The 17,026-nt window shown below is 73.8% G+C and carries 16 protein-coding genes and 1 tRNA gene; 13 read left to right on the plus strand and 4 right to left on the minus strand.

Going from position 1 to position 17,026, the window contains the following annotated elements:
- Nucleotides 1-129: 129 nt before the first annotated feature.
- Entirely contained in the window at nucleotides 130-321 is a 192-nt protein-coding gene (locus ACWD3O_RS21600; protein WP_451416983.1) for a hypothetical protein, read from the minus strand.
- Nucleotides 322-629: 308 nt separating this feature from the next.
- On the opposite strand from ACWD3O_RS21600, the gene ACWD3O_RS21605 reads away from it, so the two are divergent.
- The 6 genes from ACWD3O_RS21605 (at nucleotide 630) to ACWD3O_RS21630 (ending at nucleotide 5,846) form a co-directional block, all read left to right on the plus strand.
- Nucleotides 630-2,549, plus strand: a complete 1,920-nt coding sequence (locus ACWD3O_RS21605; RefSeq protein ID WP_451416984.1) for an AMP-dependent synthetase/ligase — start codon at nucleotides 630-632, stop codon at nucleotides 2,547-2,549.
- Between the two features lie 187 nt (nucleotides 2,550-2,736).
- Entirely contained in the window at nucleotides 2,737-2,988 is a 252-nt protein-coding gene (locus ACWD3O_RS21610) for a chaplin (protein ID WP_451411968.1), read from the plus strand.
- 131 nt (nucleotides 2,989-3,119) lie between these two features.
- Nucleotides 3,120-3,704 carry a chaplin gene (locus ACWD3O_RS21615; protein WP_451416985.1) on the plus strand — a complete coding sequence of 195 codons (585 nt, stop codon included), beginning with the start codon at nucleotides 3,120-3,122 and terminating at the stop codon, nucleotides 3,702-3,704.
- 318 nt (nucleotides 3,705-4,022) lie between these two features.
- A complete protein-coding gene (locus ACWD3O_RS21620) occupies nucleotides 4,023-4,292 on the plus strand; it encodes a hypothetical protein (protein ID WP_356135711.1) in 270 nt (89 codons plus the stop codon).
- Nucleotides 4,293-4,438: 146 nt separating this feature from the next.
- A complete protein-coding gene (locus tag ACWD3O_RS21625) occupies nucleotides 4,439-4,999 on the plus strand; it encodes a tyrosinase family oxidase copper chaperone (RefSeq protein WP_451416986.1) in 561 nt (186 codons plus the stop codon).
- Nucleotides 4,983-5,846: a tyrosinase family protein gene (locus ACWD3O_RS21630; protein WP_451416987.1), complete on the plus strand. Its 864-nt coding sequence runs from the start codon at nucleotides 4,983-4,985 to the stop codon at nucleotides 5,844-5,846. The genes ACWD3O_RS21625 and ACWD3O_RS21630 overlap by 17 nt, the downstream gene beginning before the upstream one ends.
- A gap of 171 nt (nucleotides 5,847-6,017) precedes the next feature.
- Here the strand turns inward: ACWD3O_RS21630 and ACWD3O_RS21635 are convergent, their stop codons facing one another.
- Complete coding sequence (locus ACWD3O_RS21635; protein WP_356135719.1) at nucleotides 6,018-6,323, minus strand: chaplin; 306 nt, start codon at nucleotides 6,321-6,323, stop codon at nucleotides 6,018-6,020.
- A 638-nt stretch (nucleotides 6,324-6,961) separates the two neighbouring features.
- Nucleotides 6,962-7,034 (minus strand) — tRNA-Arg (locus ACWD3O_RS21640).
- Nucleotides 7,035-7,343: 309 nt separating this feature from the next.
- Here ACWD3O_RS21640 and ACWD3O_RS21645 point away from each other — a divergent pair.
- The 7 genes from ACWD3O_RS21645 (at nucleotide 7,344) to ACWD3O_RS21675 (ending at nucleotide 16,546) form a co-directional block, all read left to right on the plus strand.
- Entirely contained in the window at nucleotides 7,344-8,996 is a 1,653-nt protein-coding gene (locus ACWD3O_RS21645; protein ID WP_451416988.1) for a dynamin family protein, read from the plus strand.
- A gap of 357 nt (nucleotides 8,997-9,353) precedes the next feature.
- On the plus strand, nucleotides 9,354-11,384 hold the full coding sequence (locus ACWD3O_RS21650) for a GTPase (protein ID WP_451417010.1): 2,031 nt from the start codon (nucleotides 9,354-9,356) through the stop codon (nucleotides 11,382-11,384).
- Between the two features lie 108 nt (nucleotides 11,385-11,492).
- Nucleotides 11,493-12,017, plus strand: a complete 525-nt coding sequence (locus tag ACWD3O_RS21655; protein ID WP_451416989.1) for a single-stranded DNA-binding protein — start codon at nucleotides 11,493-11,495, stop codon at nucleotides 12,015-12,017.
- Between the two features lie 260 nt (nucleotides 12,018-12,277).
- The gene (locus ACWD3O_RS21660) at nucleotides 12,278-13,678 is read left to right on the plus strand and encodes a thioester domain-containing protein (RefSeq protein WP_451416990.1); all 1,401 of its coding nucleotides are present in this window, start codon (nucleotides 12,278-12,280) and stop codon (nucleotides 13,676-13,678) included.
- Between the two features lie 117 nt (nucleotides 13,679-13,795).
- On the plus strand, nucleotides 13,796-15,460 hold the full coding sequence (ettA, locus tag ACWD3O_RS21665; RefSeq protein WP_451416991.1) for an energy-dependent translational throttle protein EttA: 1,665 nt from the start codon (nucleotides 13,796-13,798) through the stop codon (nucleotides 15,458-15,460).
- Between the two features lie 7 nt (nucleotides 15,461-15,467).
- A complete protein-coding gene (locus tag ACWD3O_RS21670) occupies nucleotides 15,468-15,896 on the plus strand; it encodes an acyl-CoA thioesterase (protein ID WP_451411960.1) in 429 nt (142 codons plus the stop codon).
- The gene (locus ACWD3O_RS21675) at nucleotides 15,893-16,546 is read left to right on the plus strand and encodes a hypothetical protein (protein WP_451416992.1); all 654 of its coding nucleotides are present in this window, start codon (nucleotides 15,893-15,895) and stop codon (nucleotides 16,544-16,546) included. The genes ACWD3O_RS21670 and ACWD3O_RS21675 overlap by 4 nt, the downstream gene beginning before the upstream one ends.
- A 60-nt stretch (nucleotides 16,547-16,606) precedes the next feature.
- On the opposite strand, the gene ACWD3O_RS21680 is transcribed toward ACWD3O_RS21675, so the two are convergent.
- A complete protein-coding gene (locus tag ACWD3O_RS21680; protein WP_451411958.1) occupies nucleotides 16,607-17,017 on the minus strand; it encodes a globin in 411 nt (136 codons plus the stop codon).
- Nucleotides 17,018-17,026: the final 9 nt, after the last annotated feature.

A 17,026-nucleotide genomic window follows, 5' to 3' on the forward strand; every position in this document is an offset into this window, starting at 1 on the left:
GCAGGACGTCAGGCCCGGTCACCGAACGGCGGAGGCCGGCGTCACCGGCAGGTCCAGCCGCGCGCAGGGCCCGCGGAGAGCGGCCCCCGGAACACCACCGGGCCCGGCCCCGCGGAAGGGAACGCGGCGTCAGCCCGCGAAGGCCGTCGCGGTGGGCAGCGGGAGCGCCGCCTCGGTCTCCACCCCGTTCGCGGGGAGATCCGACGTGACCCCCGGCACCTCCACCGGCGCCGACCCCCCGGAAACCGCCCCCGCGACATACGTGACCGCGAGCGCCGCCACCGTGCACCCCACCCACGCCACGGCGTACCGCAGCTTCATGCGCCCCACCTCACGCCGACGTCGGACCGTACCGGCCGGGGCCCACCCGCACCCGGCTCACTGCCCCCGACTCTAGCGGCCGGCACCGACATCCCCCGAGTCGGTTTCCCGCCTCCTTCCCTCGCCGACCCCCGCCGCCCCCCGGCCTCCACCACCGCTCCGTCCCCACCCCGAGCCCGCTCCACCCCCGCTCGAGCCCCCGCCCCGCGACCGCCTCCCCCACCCCTTCACGTCAGACCCGTTGACTCTTCTTTACGCGCGAGTAAGTTAGCGCCGGAGACCCCCTGACCGCCGGACCGGGAGCGCACATGGGCGTACGCAAGGAGATGAAGCGGGCACGGCGGAGCATGGGCGGCCGCTCCGCGGCCGTCGAGCTCGTCCGCGACGAGCACGGCGTCGTGCGCGAGGCCCGCACCCCCGCACTGGCCACGCCGCCCACCCGCGGCAGCATCGCGGACCTGCCGTTCACCAACGCCGCCGAGGCCCCGGACGCCGTGGTGCTGCGCCGCCGCGGCGAGGGCGGCGTGTGGACGCCGGTGACGGCCGAGGAGTTCGCCCGCCAGGTGACCGCCGTGGCCAAGGGCCTGATCGCCGCCGGCCTCGAACCCGGTGGCGGCGTCGCCGTGATGTCGAGGACCCGCTACGAGTGGACGCTGCTCGACTTCGCGATCTGGGCGGCCGGCGGCAGAACCGTCCCCGTGTACCCGACCTCGTCGCCCGACCAGGTCGAGTGGATCCTGGCCGACTCCGGCGCCCGCCTCGCGGTCGTGGAGACCTCCGACCTCGCCGCCGCCGTGCGGCAGGGCAACCACCCCGAACCCGTACGGCTGTGGGAGCTCGACGGCGGTGGCATCGCCGAACTCACCGCGCTGGGGCGGGAGACGCCCGACTCCGCGGTGACCGAACGCCGCGCCGCGCTCGGCCCGGACAGCGTCGCGACCCTCTGCTACACCTCCGGCACCACCGGCCGCCCCAAGGGCTGCGCGCTGACCCACGGCAACCTGCACGCCGAGGCCGCCAACACCGTCGAGCTGCTCCACCCGGTCTTCAAGGCGGCCACCGGTCAGGCGGCCTCCACCCTGCTCTTCCTCCCGCTCGCGCACATCCTGGGCCGGACCATCCAGATCGCCTGCCAGATGGCCCGGATCGAGCTGGGGCACTGCCCCAGCATCAAGCCCGACGAACTCCGCCCGCTGTTCCGGGAGTTCGGCCCCACCTTCCTGGTCGGCGTGCCGTACCTGTTCGAGAAGATCCGCGACACCGGCCGCGCCACCGCCGAGAAGATCGGCCGCGGCGCCTCCTTCGACCGCGCCGAGCGCCTGGGCGTCCGCTTCGCCGAGGCCCACCTGCGCCGTTTCCTGGGCCGGGGCGACGGGCCCGGCCCCGGCCTGCGGGCCGGCTGGGCGCTGTACGACCTGCTGGTCTACCGCCGCATCCGCAAGGAGCTCGGCGGCCGCCTGCGGTACGCCATCAGCGGCGGCTCGCCGCTCGACCGGGAGCTCAACCTCTTCTTCTACGCCGCCGGCGTCCTCATCTTCGAGGGGTACGGCCTCACCGAGACCACCGCCGCCGCCACCGTGGTCCCGCCGCTGGAACCGCGTCCGGGCACGGTCGGCCGTCCGGTCCCCGGTACCGCCGTCCGGATCGCCGAGGACGGCGAGGTGCTGGTCAAGGGCGGCATCGTCTTCGGCGCCTACTGGAACAACCAGGAGGCCACCGACGCCGTGCTGCGCGACGGATGGTTCGCCACCGGGGACCTCGGCGCCCTGGACGAGGGCGGCTACCTCACCATCACCGGCCGCAAGAAGGACCTGATCGTCACCTCGGGCGGCAAGAACGTCGCCCCGGCGGTGCTCGAGGACCGCATGCGCAGCCGGCCGCCGATCGGCCAGTGCATGGTGGTCGGCGACAACCGCCCGTTCGTCGGCGCGCTGGTCACGCTGGACCCCGAGGCCGTCGCCCACTGGCTCTCCGTGCGGGGCAGGCCGGCCGACACCCCGATGTCGGAGGTGATCCGCGACGAGCGGATCAGGGCCGAGGTGCAGAAGGCCGTGGACCACGCCAACCAGGCGGTCTCCCGCGCCGAGTCCGTCCGCTCGTTCGTCCTCGTCGAGGGGGAGTGGACCGAGGACAACGGGCTGCTCACCCCGTCCCTCAAGGTCAAGCGGCACGCGGTGGCGGAGGCGTACAAGGAGCAGATCGAGGAGCTGTACCGGAAGGCTCCCTGAGCTCCTGAGCTCCTGCTGAGCTCCTGCGCCCTTGGATTACTTGTCACACTACAGCTGGCATTCGGGTGAATTCCTGGATGGTGCGTTCTGTGGAGTTTCCTCCCCGTCGTCGCCTCGTTCTACTTCTCGGCAGGTCATGGTGCGAGCCGTTCCAGTGAGCTCGCTCGGTTCCGGCCGACACAGGGGCATGACCGTTGAGAAGGGAAACTTCATGAAGAAGAGCGTTGCTGTCGTCGCGGGCGCCCTGATGGCGGCTTCCATCGCCGCTCCGGCTTTCGCCGACGCCGAGGCCGAGGGGCAGGCTGTCGGTTCCCCGGGTGTGGTCTCCGGCAACGTCATCCAGGTTCCGGTCCAGCTCGCGGTGAACCTGTGCGGCAACACGATCAACGTCATCGGCCTCCTCAACCCGGCCGTCGGCAATTTCTGCGCCATCGACTGACCTACCGGGCCACTCGGTTGCACCCGGGCCGGCTCCGGCATGCCCACGGGGCGTGCCGGAGCCGGCCTTCTCCTATTCTCCGAGCAGGAAGATCATCAGCAGTGCGACAGTCTCTGAGCAGGGGCGCGGCCATGGCCGCAGCCGCCACCGGCCTCCTCGCCGCATACGGCGCACCAGCGTTCGCAGACTCCGAGGCGGAGGCGCAGGCCGCCGGTTCCCCCGGTGTCCTGTCCGGCAATGCGATCCAGGTGCCGATCAGCGTGCCGGTGAACGTCTGCGGCAACTCGATCAACGTCATCGGTCTCCTCAACCCCGCGGTCGGCAACACCTGCCTGACCAACACCGAGGTCGAGGACGAGGACCACGACGGTCCCGGCAAGCCGGGTGGCGGTGACCCGCACAACCCGCACAACCCGCACAACCCCGGCAACCCGCCCGGCTACGGCCACGAGGAGCCCCCGGGCCACGGCCACGAGGAGCCTCCGGGCGACAACCACGAAGAGCCTCCGGCCCCCGGCCAGGAGAACCCGCCGACCGACGAGGAGCAGCCGCCCGGCGGCGACCGCTCGGTGCCGCCCGCCCCGGAGCCCCACGGTGGCGAGGGCCCGCAGCTGGCCGAGACCGGTGCCGCGGGCACCGCGGCCGCGGCCGCCGCGGCCGCCGCGCTCATCGGCGCCGGTGCCCTCCTCTACCGCCGTGGACGCGTCGCCGCCTGACCGTCCCACGGCACCTCGGGCGCCGGGCACCCCGGGTGCGCGGCGTCCACCGACAGCCCCGGCAGCACGTACCGGCCCTGGTCCGGCGGGTTGCCCGGGGCGGGCCGTCCTTCCGTCGTTTCCCGCGGAGGGGCGGCCCGCCCTTGTTCCGGGCACGGCGGCCGGAGACCGGACCGTTCCGGGCGTTCCGGCGCGTGGTTTCGGCCGGAAGCGGTGTGACGGGGTTTCCCCGAAGGGGGTGGCTCGTTGGGCACGGAGAATCGAAAGCCCGTCGTGGCGGTGCGCGTCGTCGTGCCGCCGCGGCATGAAAGGAACACGATGAAGTCTCTGAAGGCAGCCGCCGTCCTCGTCGGTTCGCTGGCCGCCGCGGCCGGTGTCTCCGGGACCGCCTCCGCCGCCGAGGCGCCCGCCTCCCCGCTGGGGACGGTCACCGAGCTGGCCGGTCCGCTGATGCCGATCCAGCACCAGAGCGGTGAGACGCTCCTCAACACCGAGGCCGAGGGCTCCCCGCTCAACGCCGTCAACGGCATGACGGAGCAGCTCAACCAGGGTGGCGGCGGACTGCTCGGCGGCCTCCCCCTCGGCTGACGCGCCGGGAGCACCGCCGGCCGGGCCGGTTTCCGCCGAGACGGCGGGACCGGCCCGCGCCTGTCCGCCCTCACCGGCCGCCCCCCCACACACAGCCCTCGGCCGGGGCATGCAGCACGTCACCCACCCCGGACTGGAGAACCACGATGTCCGTCCCGAGGAACCGGCGGGGCGCGCTGCGCGTTCTGCTGGCGGCGGCGTTCACCGCCGTGACCGCCCCGGTGGTCGCCGCGGCGGCCCCCCGATCCCGGCCGCTGCCCGCCACCGACCCGCAGGAGCCGCGGGCGCTGCGGCGCCCCCGCCGGCACGAGGCGCACGCGGCGCACGGAGCGCCTCGCGCGCACGGGCCGCGCGTCGCCGAGGCCCTGTTCGACGAGGTCTACCGGGGCCGCCGGATCCGCGGCTTCCGCGGTCACGCCCGGTCCGCCCTCGCCGAGGGGGTCCTGGAATGGCACGTCACCGTGGACGACCAGCCGCTGCACCTGATGCGGCGCGCCGACGGCTCGTACCTGAGCATGATCGACCACTACGGGTCCTATCCGACCCCCCGCGCGGCCGCCCGGGCCGCCGTGGACCAACTCCTGCCCGGAGAGCGGCTCACCGGCCTCTCCCACGGCGCTCCGGGAGCGGGCGCCGCCGGAGCGGGGAGTCCCGGAGTGGGGAGTCCCGGAGCGGGGAGGGGCGCAGGCCATGGCGTACACCCGTAAGGACGTCAGCCGCCTGACCGCGGGCGAGCGCCGCCGGTTCGTCGGCGCCGTCCTGGAGCTCAAACGCCGCGGCGAGTACGACGAGTTCGTGCTGACGCACATCGAGCACTTCGCCCCCGACGGGGAGAGCGGTCTGCGCGCCGCGCACATGACGCCCTCGTTCCTGCCGTGGCACCGGCTCTTCCTGCTGCGGTTCGAGGAGGCGCTGCAGCGGATCGACCCCGCGGTGACACTGCCCTACTGGGACTGGACGAAGAACCGCGGCGCCACCGGGACGCCGTGGACCGAGGGCCTGCTCGGCGGCGACGGCCGCCGCTCCGACCGACAGGTGACCACCGGGCCGTTCGCCCGGCGCGAGGGCTGGATCCTCGGGGTGAACGTCACCGACACCGATTACCTCACCCGCGACCTGGGCCGGTCCCGCGACCCGATCACCCTGCCCACCGCCCGGGACGTCGCCTGGGCGATGGAGGACCCGGTGTACGACACGGCGCCCTGGGACTCCACCTCGCCGCGCGGGTTCCGGAACCGGATCGAGGGCTGGGGCCGCGGCGCGGGCCAGGCATCCTGGCGCAACCACAACCGGGTCCACCGCTGGATCGGCGGCACCATGCTGGGCGCCGCGTCCGTCAACGACCCGGCGTTCTGGCTCCACCACGCCTACGTCGACCTGCTGTGGACCCGCTGGCAGCGGCTGCACCGCGGCGCCCGCTACCTGCCGGCGCGCCCCCCGAAGCCGCGCGACAGCCAGTACGGCCGCATCGTCGCCCGCGGGGAACCGCTGCCGCCGTGGAACACCACCCCGGCCGACGTCGAGGACGTCGCCCAGATCTACGTCTACGCCTGAGGGATTACGCCGAAGCCGGAAACCCGAAGCCCGCAGCGCGACGCCCCGGCCCCACCCGGTGGGGGAGCGGGGCGCTCGACGTGCTGTCACCCGCGCCCGGACATGCGGGAGGGCCCCGGCGGGGAAACCGCCGAGGCCCTCGTGCAATACCGCAAGAGCGGAACGCCAGGCTCAGTGGCCGTAGCCGTGGCCCTTGTTGTGGCCCTTGTTGTGGCCCTTGTCGTCCTTCTCGAACTCGCTGTCGATGGCGCAGACGTTGCCCGCGGCCGGGTTCAGCAGGCCGATGATGTCGATGGTGTTGCCGCAGAGGTTGATCGGAACCTGGATCGGAACCTGGATCACGTTGCCGGAGATGACACCCGGCGAACCAACGGCCTGGCCCTCCGCCTCGGCGTCCGCCAGCGCCATGCCGGCGCCGCCCAGAACAACGGCACCCGTGCCGAACGCGACAACGGCAGCCTTCGCGATGCGAGACATCACGTACTCCTTCTTACTCGGTGAGGGCGACAGCAGGTCAACGCCGCCGCACTCCCCCTTCAACGCGCCTCTGTCGTCCTGGTAACGGCATGGTTCGAGGCAATCACCCGTTTTGAACAGAGGCCCGTCACCGATGGACGAACCATGCCGCCGAACAGGCGGAACACCACCGCCGGACGGGTGAATTCGGCCGCGGAACAGAAACCCTCGGCCCGCACGACTGGCCCGCACGACGAACGGTCTGTGCCGCTGTCCGCCCCGTCGGGGGTGGACCCGCCGGGGCGGCTCGACTTCGGCGAGGTGTGAGGAGGCGGACACCCGCCCCGCCGGAGGAGCCGCGGTGGCCGCCCCTGCGCGGGCTCGTCCGGCGGGGCGGGCGTGCGCCGGCGTCCGCCGTGCCACTGGGTGGCGGCGTGAAGATCGGCTTCCCGTTCCGGGAGGGCGCGGTCGTGACGCGGGGGACCGCCGGAGGTGATCCGGTGGGGGAATCGCCGGCCGGTCCGGCGGCGCGAGCGGTACGACGGGCGGGCCGCCGGGCGGAGTTCGCGGGGACGGTGCCGGCCGTGGCCGTACGGATCCCGCCCTGTCGGGCGGGCGGTCCGCGCCGGGCGCGGAGGGCTGTCACCAGCCCTTTCGAGCGCCCCCGGCAGGACTCGAACCTGCGGCCAAGCGCTTAGAAGGCGCCTGCTCTATCCACTGAGCTACGGGGGCCGGTGTGCTGGCCTCTGTCGCGGTGCCCGGGTCCGGGCGTGTCCTTGACGTTGCCGGGGACAAGGATAGGGGTCCCATCCTTCACGCCCCGAGCGCCTCGCCTCCGTGGCTCGATGTGGAGGTTCGGTGAAGCGATTCCTGATAATCCCAGGCAGTGCTGATTCGCGCAGCGCTTTTCGCGCCTGACGCGCCGGGTGTTGTGCACTCGTTATGCGTGCGGCCCGGCCGTCCCTTCCCTTCCTGGACCCGGCGGCACGCAGACATGCCCATATGCTTCAGAAAGTCCGTAAAATTGGGCATTCTTCACATGTGGTGACCTTGGACGTACGGCCTCAGCTGCTCGACGCACTCTCCGCCCTGCGTGAGCGCGTCGCCGCCGCACGCTTCCCGCTGCCGCTGGCGGGCGCCCCACGGGCCCGGGCCAACCGGGAGGAGCTGCTCGCGCAGCTCGACGACTACCTGGTGCCGCGCCTGCGGGACCCGGAGGCGCCGCTGCTCGCGGTGATCGGCGGATCGACCGGCGCGGGGAAGTCCACGCTGGTCAACTCGCTGGTCGGACGTCAGGTCAGCGAGGCCGGGGTACTGCGGCCGACCACCCGGACCCCGGTGCTGGTCTGCCATCCGGAGGACTGTCACTGGTTCAGCGGTATGCGGGTGCTGCCCCGGCTCACCCGCGTGCAGGGCGACACCAAGGACCCCGCGGAGGAACCGGCGCGGCGCGGCGTGCGCGGGGCGCGGGGCGGCCGGGGCGAGCGCGGGCGGGACGGCGCCGCGCAGCGGGCGCTGCGGATCGAGACGGCGGAGACCCTGCCGCGCGGACTGGCCCTGATCGACGCCCCGGACGTGGACTCGCTGGTCGCCGAGAACCGGGTGCTGGCGGCCGAGCTGATCTGCGCCGCCGACGTCTGGATCATGGTCACCACCGCCTCCCGGTACGCGGACGCGGTGCCCTGGAACATGCTGCGCGTCGCCAAGCAGTACGACGTCAGCCTGGTCACCGTGCTCGACCGGGTGCCGCACCAGGTGGTGAACGAGGTGTCCCGGCAGTACGCGGCCCTGCTCACCAAGGCCGGTCTCGGCGACGTGCCCCGGTTCACCGTGCCGGAGCTGCCCGAGTCGGCGTCCGGCGGCGGCCTGCTGCCGGGCAGCGCGGTGGCCCCGCTCCGGGAGTGGCTGACCCGGCTCGCCGAGGACCCCGCCGCCCGCGGGTACGCGGTGGCCCGCACCGCGCGGGGCGTGCTGGACTCGCTGCGGACCAGGATGCCGGAACTGGCAGGCGCGGCCGCCGCTCAGTACGCCGCCGCGCTGCGGCTCACCAACGCCGTCGAGAAGGCGTACGACAGCGAGCACGTGCGGGTCCGTGGGCGGATCCAGGCCGGCGCCGCGCTCGCCGGGGACGCGTTGAAGCGGTGGCGGGCCTACCCGCTGGACTGCGAACCCGACGAACTGCTCGACGCGCTCTGCGACAGCCTGACGGAACTGCTGCTGTGCGCCGTGACCGCCGCCGACGAACGCGCCGACGAGACCTGGCGTCGCGAACCGGCCGCCGAGGCCTCCGGACTGCTCGACGACGAGGCGTCCGGCGGTGAGAGCGCCGAGCACCGCATCGGGATGGCCGTGCGGCGCTGGCGGCGGGAGATCGAGGAGTACGCCGAGGACGAGGTCCGCGAGCTGGAACGCTCCGGCGCGCCCGACCCGGAGGCCGTGGCCGCGCTGGCCGCCACCGCGCTGCTGGGCGGGCGGCGGGCCCGTTCCTCCGGCGAGCGGCTCGCCGAACGGATCGGTCCCCACGGGGCGCTGCGCCTGCGGGACCGGGGATCGCGGCTGCTCACCTCGCTGGTCGACCGGGTGATCGCGGCCGAACGCGAACGCCGGCTCTCCCCGCTGGAGGCGCTGGACGTGCACGCCGAGCCACAGTCCGAACTGATCGCCGCGCTGTCCGTACTGCAGAAGGAGAGGTGACCGGTGACCGCCGTCACTGACCAGGACCACACGGACCGCCCCGAACAGCCCGAACCCGGACCGGGAGACGGGTCTGCCGGGACGGGCAGCGGCCCGGACGCCCGGGGGAGCGGGCCCGAGGGTCCGGCCCGGCGTGCCGCGGACGGTCCCGCCGACCCGCCGGCCGACGGCGGAACCACCGCCCCACCCGGCCACGGCACCCCGGCGGACGCCCCGCGCACGGCCCGGGCCGCCCACGGCGGGGACACCGAGCAGCGGTCCGGCGGCCAGGGGCTGAGGTCCGGCGAATCCGAGCGGCCGTCCCGTGACCGGGAGCTGCGGTCCGGCGGCACGGGGCGGGGGTCCGGCGACTCCGAGCTGGGGTCCGGCGACTTCGAGCGGCGGTCCCGTGACGGGGGGCTGCGGTCCGGCGGCACGGGACGGGGGTCCGGCGACTCCGAGCTGGGGTCCGGCGGCACCGGTCCGGTGGGCGAGGACGAGGAGCCCGGGGCCGCGGGCGGGGCCCATGTGCGGCGCGTCCGGGTGGACGGGGCGGGCGCGGACCGCGCCCGGACCCGGCCCGGCGGGAGCACCCGGTCCGACGAACACGTCGGGCTGCGCCGGGGCGCCGCCGCCCCCGGCTTCCCCGGCCCGGGCGGCTCGCTGGTGCGCCGCGCCGGGCTCGCCACCGCGAAACCCCTCGCCGCGCGCCACGTGTCCGCCCCCTCCGCCTCCACCGCGCAGCCCGCCGCCGAGTCGGTCTACGGGAACCACCTGCGCGCCAGGCTGGAGGCGCTGCGCGAGCTGATCGGGATGTCCAGGGCGCGCGTCGACAGCAGGACCCTCGCCGAGGCCGGCCAGGTCCTCGACCGCGCGGCCGAACGCGGCTCGCTCTCCGGTCAGCACACCGTCGTCGCCATCGCCGGAGCCAGCGGCAGCGGCAAGTCGCAGCTCTTCAACGCCCTGGCGGGGGTGGCCATCTCCGAGACCGGGGTGCGCCGGCCCACCACCGCCGCGGCCCTGACCTGCAGCTGGAGCGACGGCGCCGCCCCGCTGATCGACCGCCTCGGGATCCCGGGCCGGCTGCGGCGCCGCCCGCTGCAGAACATCGAGGACGAGGAGCGGCTGCGCGGCCTGGTCCTGGTCGACCTGCCCGACCACGACTCGGCCGCCGTCCAGCACCGTGAGCAGGTCGACCGGCTGCTCACCCTGGTGGACGCGGTGATCTGGGTCGTCGACCCGGAGAAGTACGCCGACGCGGTGCTCCACGAGCGGTACCTGCGGCCGATGGCCGGGCACGCCGAGGTCACCTTCGTCGTGCTGAACCAGATCGACCGGCTGTCCGGAGAGGCCGCCGACCAGGTCCTCGACGACCTGCGGCGGCTGCTCGACGAGGACGGCATCGCGCTCAGCGAGCACGGCGAGCCCGGTGCGACCGTGCTGGCGCTGTCCGCCCTCACCGGGGACGGCGTGGACGACCTGAAGGACGCGCTGGGCCGGTTCGTCCGCGAACGCGGGGCGGCCGCCCGGCGGATCGCCGCCGACGTGGACGCCGCCGCGGCCCGGCTGCGCCCCGCCTACACCACGGGCGTACGGGCCGGTCTCAGCGAGGAGGCGCGCGACGAGTTCGCCGACGGCCTGGCCGCCGCGGTCGGATCGCGGGCCGCCGGGGAGGCCGCCGAACGCGCCTGGATGCGCGGCGCCAACCGGGCCTGCGGCACGCCGTGGCTGCGGCTGTGGCGCTGGCACCAGGGGCGGCGGGCGCCGCTCACCACCCGGCGGCTCGCCGTTACCCAGCCCGCCGACGACGAGGCCACCGCGCGGCAGATCGTGGAGCAGGCGGTGCGGACGGTGACCGAGCGCGCCTGCCAGGGCATGCCCGGGCCCTGGGCGCAGGCGGTGCGCGAGGCCGCGCTGCGCGGCGCCGAGGGACTGCCGGAGGAACTCGACGAGCTGTCCCGGCGCGCGGCCCTGCCCGGCAGGCCCCCGCGGCCCTTCTGGTGGCCGGCTGCGGTGCTGGTGCAGGCGGCGATGACGTTGGTGCAGGTGATCGGCGGTGTCTGGCTGGCCGGGCAGATCGTCGGGGTGCTGGAGGCCGACCTGGGCGTGCCGGTGCTGCTGATGGTGATCGGCATCGTCGGCGGACCCGCGGTGGAGTGGGCGTGCCGGGCGGCGGCGCGGGCGCCCGCGCGGCGGTACGGCCTGGAGGCCGAACTGCGGCTGCGGGAGGCCGCCGAGGAGTGCGGCCGGATCCGCGTCCTGGAGCCCGTCGTCGAGGAGGTGGCCCGCCACCGCGAGGTGCGCGAGCAGTACGGCATGGTCAGCGGGGCCGTGCCGGTCGGCACCGGCGGCCTCGGGGCGGCCCGTTCACCCGCACGGGCGGGGCAGTTGTCCACAACCTCGCTCTGAGTCCACAGCCCGCCACGGGCCCGCTCGACCGGCCGCATTCTGGAACCCAGGCCGGACGGGACGGGCCCGTCGGCGTACTCACGGATGCCCGTGGTGAAGGGACGAGCGATGAACGAGACGGTGATCTGCGCGGTCGGCAACGTGGCGACGCAGCCGGTGCACAGGGAGGACGAACGGGGCCAGGTCGCCCGGTTCCGGCTGGCCGCCACCCCCCGCTACTGGGACCGGGAGAAGGCCATGTGGGTCGACGGGCACACCAATTTCTTCACGGTGTGGACCCGCCGCTCCCTGGCGGCCAACGTGGCGGCCTCGGTGTCGGTGGGGGACCCGGTGGTGGTCCACGGCAGGCTGAAGGTGCGCGCCGACACCCGGGACGGGCAGTCCCGGACCGACGTCGACATCGAGGCGGCCACCGTGGGCCACGACCTGGCGCGCGGCACGTCGGCCTTCCGGCGGACCGTCAGGGGCGAGGCGGGCGGCGTGCCGGGTGACGGCGGTGCGGTGCGGCACGACGGCGGTGCGGTCCGGCAGACGTACGAGGCGGCCGTGCGGGCCGGCCAGGGGCCGCCACCAGGACCCCCGGCGGATCCGTGGGGCGTGCAAGCATCCTCGGGCGCTGCCTTGTTGACGTGATGTCACCGGGAGTCGTCCGGATCGGCCCCGGTTGGTGGCGTTTCGGGCGGTAACAATTCCGAGTCGGAAACCGTCCGGGGCCGGGCTCGCCGCCGGGCCGGACGGCCGCCTTCCCTAGGATGCCTGAGTGGGTCATGGGTCGATGGCGCCGCGTACGGCTCCCGAGGGCCCGCGTCAGAAGGCCGTGACCGGAGGGGAGTTCCGTGATTTCGTCGTTCCACGCGAGGTCCGCGCGTCGGTCCGGGGCGGTTCGTGCCGCCGTGGTGTCGCTGGTGTCCGGCCTGCTGGCCGCGGCCGGGGCGACCGGCGCTTCCGCCGCCACCGGGGAGGTGGGCGGCCTCGTGGCGCCGCAGTGGAACGCGGGCGGTGCCACAGCGGTCGCCGACGACCTGAGCGCCTTCGGCACCGCGGTGATCCGCGGGGCGGACGGCGAACGCGAGGTGCCGGCCGGACTCTTCGAGCTCTCCGTGGACGGCGGCGGGACCCTGCAGACCTACGGCGTGGACATCGAACGCACCACCCAGCCCGGGGTCGTCTACCAGGAGAGCGACTGGAGCGGGACCTCGCTGGCCGGCAACCGCGACGCCGGGCGGATCGTCTGGGTGCTGCGCCACTCCTACCCGCAGGTGGACGACCTGACCGAACTGGCCGCGCGGGCCAAGGCCAAGGGGCTCACCGAGCAGGACGCGGCCGCCGGCACCCAGGTCGCCGTCTGGCGGCTCTCCGACGGGTCCGACGTCATAGCCACCGACCCGCAGGCCGAGCGGCTGGCCGACTACCTGGTGAAGCACGCCCGGGCCCAGGACGAGCCCCGCGCCTCCCTCAGGCTGGAGCCGCCCGCCGCTGCCGGGCGCCCCGGCACCCGAATAGGCCCGATCACCGTCCGTACCGGCGCCGACGACGTGACGGTGCTGCCGCCCGCCGACACCAGTCCGGCGTGGATCACCGACAAGAACGGCAAGGCCGTCGAGACGGTGGACGACGGCGGCCGGCTGTACGTCGACATCCCGCACGACGCCGACGACGGCGCCGCCACGCTCACGGTGGAGGCCACCACCACCGTCCCCGTCGGGCGGGCGCTCACCTCCGACAGCCGCAGCCAGACCCAGGTGGTCGCCGCCTCCAGCGAGACCACGGTGCGGGCCACCGCCACCACCGTGTGGCGGAAGGACGGCGCCGTGCCGGGCCTGTGGGCGCGGGAGCGCTGCGAGGCGTCCGGCTCCGACCGGACGTCCGGCCTCGACGTCACCCTGCTCAACCGGGGGAACGAGGACTTCACCTACCGGGTGGCCGGCACCGACTACGTGCTTGCCCCGGGGGAGCGGCGCACGGTCTCGCAGCCGCTGGCGGAGGACGAGGCGTACACCGTCGGCGTCGAGGCCGCCTCGGGGCCGAAGGAGAACCGGCCGGTGATGTTCAGCGGGGTGCTGGACTGCCTCACGGACAGCGCCGCGGCCGCCCTGCGGACGCAGACGGCGCCCCGGCCGCCGAGCCCGCTGCCCTCCGTCTCGCCCCCGTCCACGGACGGCGAGGACCTCGCCTCCACCGGCGGGGGCGGCGGCGCCGAACTCGCGGCCTCCATCGGCGCGGGCCTGGTGGTCGTCGGCGCCGCGGTCCTCAGCGTGGCGAGGCAGCGCCGCCGGGACGCCCACCAGGAGTGAGTTCCCCCTCACGTTCCGCTCCGCCCCGGGGACCGGTCGTTTTCGTCCTGGGGTGGCGGTACGGCAAGATGGGGTGTATCTGCCCACCGCGAGTTTCAAGCTGCCGGACGGTTTCTCTTGGCTGAGTTCATTTACACCATGCGCAAGGCGCGCAAGGCGCACGGCGACAAGGTGATCCTCGACGACGTCACCCTTTCCTTCCTCCCCGGGGCGAAGATCGGCGTCGTCGGCCCGAACGGCGCCGGAAAGTCGACCGTCCTGAAGATCATGGCCGGTCTGGAGCAGCCGTCGAACGGTGACGCGTTCCTGACCCCCGGCTACACGGTCGGCATCCTCCTCCAGGAGCCCCCGCTCAACGAGGAGAAGACGGTCCTGGAGAACGTTCAGGAGGGCGTCGCCGAGATCAAGGGCAAGCTCGACCGGTTCAACGAGATCGCCGAGCTGATGGCGACCGACTACTCCGACGAGCTCATGGCGGAGATGGGCAAGCTCCAGGACGACCTGGACCACGCCAACGCGTGGGACCTGGACGCCCAGCTGGAGCAGGCCATGGACGCCCTGGGCTGCCCGCCCGGCGACTGGCCGGTCAGCAACCTCTCCGGTGGTGAGCGCCGCCGCGTCGCGCTGTGCAAGCTGCTGCTCGAGGCGCCCGACCTGCTGCTCCTCGACGAGCCCACCAACCACCTCGACGCCGAGTCGGTCAACTGGCTGGAGCAGCACCTCGCCCAGTACGCCGGCACCGTCGTCGCCGTGACCCACGACCGGTACTTCCTGGACAACGTCGCCGGCTGGATCTGCGAGGTCGACCGCGGCCGCCTGCACGGCTACGAGGGCAACTACTCCAAGTACCTCGAGACCAAGGCCACGCGTCTGAAGGTCGAGGGGCAGAAGGACGCCAAGCGCGCCAAGCGCCTCAAGGAGGAGCTGGAGTGGGTGCGCTCCAACGCCAAGGGGCGGCAGGCCAAGTCCAAGGCGCGTCTGGCCCGCTACGAGGAGATGGCCGCCGAGGCCGACAAGATGCGGAAGCTGGACTTCGAGGAGATCCAGATCCCGCCGGGCCCGCGTCTGGGCAACGTGGTCGTCGAGGTGGAGAACCTCCGCAAGGCCTTCGGCGAGAAGGTCCTGATCGACGACCTGTCCTTCACCCTGCCGCGCAACGGCATCGTGGGCATCATCGGTCCGAACGGCGCGGGCAAGACCACGCTGTTCAAGATGATCCAGGGCATCGAGGAGCCGGACGCCGGCAACATCAAGGTCGGCGAGACGGTCAAGATCAGCTACGTCGACCAGAGCCGCGCCAACATCGACGCCAAGAAGACGCTGTGGGAGGTCGTCTCCGACGGTCTCGACTACATCAACGTCGGCCAGGTCGAGATGCCCTCGCGTGCCTACGTCTCGGCGTTCGGCTTCAAGGGCCCGGACCAGCAGAAGCCGGCCGGTGTGCTCTCCGGCGGTGAGCGCAACCGCCTGAACCTGGCGCTCACCCTGAAGCAGGGCGGCAACCTGCTGCTCCTCGACGAGCCGACCAACGACCTCGACGTCGAGACCCTGTCCTCGCTGGAGAACGCGCTGCTCGAGTTCCCGGGCTGCGCCGTGGTCGTCTCCCACGACCGCTGGTTCCTGGACCGCGTGGCGACGCACATCCTCGCCTACGAGGGCGAGTCCAAGTGGTTCTGGTTCGAGGGCAACTTCGAGTCCTACGAGAAGAACAAGATCGAGCGGCTCGGCCCGGACGCGGCCCGTCCGCACCGCGCCACCTACAAGAAGCTGACCCGGGACTGATCGACGCGTGCGCCACCTCTACCGCTGCCCCCTGCGCTGGAGCGACATGGACGCGTACGGGCACGTCAACAACGTCGTGTTCCTGCGCTACCTGGAGGAAGCCCGGGTGGACATGCTGTTCCACCCGGACCAGGACCATGCCTTCGCGCGGGGCACGGTGGTGGCGCGCCACGAGATCGACTACAGGCGGCAGTTGGTCCACCGGCACGCGCCGGTGGACGTCGAGGTGTGGGTGACGAAGGTCCGCGCGGCCTCCTTCACCCTCGCCTACGAGGTCAAGGACACCGGGTCCGGCGACGAGCCGGACCTGGTGTACGCCAGGGCGTCGACGGTGATGGCGCCCTTCGACTTCGCCCTCCAGCAGCCGCGGCGGCTTACCGAGGGCGAGCGGTCCTTCCTGGAGAAGTACCGGGACGACGAGGCAGCCGGCGCATGAGCAAGCTCCGCTTCGCCGACGCCGGCGAGGCCGCGGACCTCTGCGGCTTCCTCACCCGGCTCCTGCACTACGACCGCGCCGCCGCCGTCCGGCTCCAGGGCGCCGGTCGGGCGCTGGCCGTCTACGGCAGCCCTGCCTCCTTCGACGTGCTCGCGGTGCGGGCCGTCCGGCTGGCGGAGCCCGCCGACACCCTCGACGTCACGGTCTCCGCGGGTGAACTGCTGGAGGCCGTCGACGAGGACGCCGCCGAGGCCGTCGTGCCGTCCGCGGTCACCGGGCCGTCCTGGGCCGGGCTGCTGCCGCCGCGCGGCGGCTGGCAGGCCGAGGGCGCGCTGCCCGGGGAGGCGCTGCGGGGGCTGGTCGCCGCCGCGGTCGCCGAGTTCCGCCGTCGGGTCGAGGAGATCCCCCCGGAGGGGCGCACGCGCGCCGCGCTCGACAGCACCGGGCGTCAGATCTGGTCCCGGACCGTCGACGGCACCGGGCTGCCCGTCCGGGCCGTGCACGCCGCGCAGTCCCTGGGCTTCCTGCGCCCCGGTCCCGGCCCGGAAATCCTGTCCTGCGGGTCCTGGCTGAGGCTGCGCACCCCCTACGGCTCCGTCGCCGTCCGCCGCGCCGGACGCCTCGGCGGCCTGGGCGTCGGCGTCGCCTGACCGGCGCCCCCGCGGATCCCCCGTCGTCCGCCGACCCGCGTCACACCCCTCCGGCCCGCGTCACACCTCGTCGGCGGTGTTCACCATGGAGGCCGCCGCGTAGGTCAGGTAGCTCCACAGCGTGTGCTCGTGCTCCTCGGAGAGGCCGAGGTCGTCGACGGCCGCCCGCATGTGCCGCAGCCAGGCGTCGTGCGCCGCGCGGTCGACCTTGAACGGGGCGTGCCGCATCCGCAGCCGGGGGTGGCCGCGCTGCTCGCTGTACGTCGTGGGCCCGCCCCAGTACTGGATCAGGAAGAGCCGCAGACGCTCCTCGGCCGGGCCCAGGTCCTCCTCCGGGTACATCGCCCGGAGCGCCGGGTCCTCGGCGACCCCTTCGTAGAAACGGCGGACCAGGCGGGTGAACGTCTCCTCGCCGCCGACCTGCTCGTAGAAGGTCTCCGTCTGCAGTGTGCCTCGCCGAATCTCTTTCACGTCTCCATC

Source organism: Streptomyces sp. NPDC002640 (assembly GCF_053592575.1).

What these genes read in the sequence shown, in the direction of transcription:
- ACWD3O_RS21600 (WP_451416983.1), bottom strand. Translation starts at nt 321, where the DNA reads ATGAAGCTGCGGTACGCCGTGGCGTGGGTGGGGTGCACGGTGGCGGCG.
- ACWD3O_RS21605 (WP_451416984.1), top strand. Translation starts at nt 630, where the DNA reads ATGGGCGTACGCAAGGAGATGAAGCGGGCACGGCGGAGCATGGGCGGC.
- ACWD3O_RS21610 (WP_451411968.1), top strand. Translation starts at nt 2,737, where the DNA reads ATGACCGTTGAGAAGGGAAACTTCATGAAGAAGAGCGTTGCTGTCGTC.
- ACWD3O_RS21615 (WP_451416985.1), top strand. Translation starts at nt 3,120, where the DNA reads ATGGCCGCAGCCGCCACCGGCCTCCTCGCCGCATACGGCGCACCAGCG.
- ACWD3O_RS21620 (WP_356135711.1), top strand. Translation starts at nt 4,023, where the DNA reads ATGAAGTCTCTGAAGGCAGCCGCCGTCCTCGTCGGTTCGCTGGCCGCC.
- ACWD3O_RS21625 (WP_451416986.1), top strand. Translation starts at nt 4,439, where the DNA reads ATGTCCGTCCCGAGGAACCGGCGGGGCGCGCTGCGCGTTCTGCTGGCG.
- ACWD3O_RS21630 (WP_451416987.1), top strand. Translation starts at nt 4,983, where the DNA reads ATGGCGTACACCCGTAAGGACGTCAGCCGCCTGACCGCGGGCGAGCGC.
- ACWD3O_RS21635 (WP_356135719.1), bottom strand. Translation starts at nt 6,323, where the DNA reads ATGTCTCGCATCGCGAAGGCTGCCGTTGTCGCGTTCGGCACGGGTGCC.
- ACWD3O_RS21655 (WP_451416989.1), top strand. Translation starts at nt 11,493, where the DNA reads ATGAACGAGACGGTGATCTGCGCGGTCGGCAACGTGGCGACGCAGCCG.
- ACWD3O_RS21675 (WP_451416992.1), top strand. Translation starts at nt 15,893, where the DNA reads ATGAGCAAGCTCCGCTTCGCCGACGCCGGCGAGGCCGCGGACCTCTGC.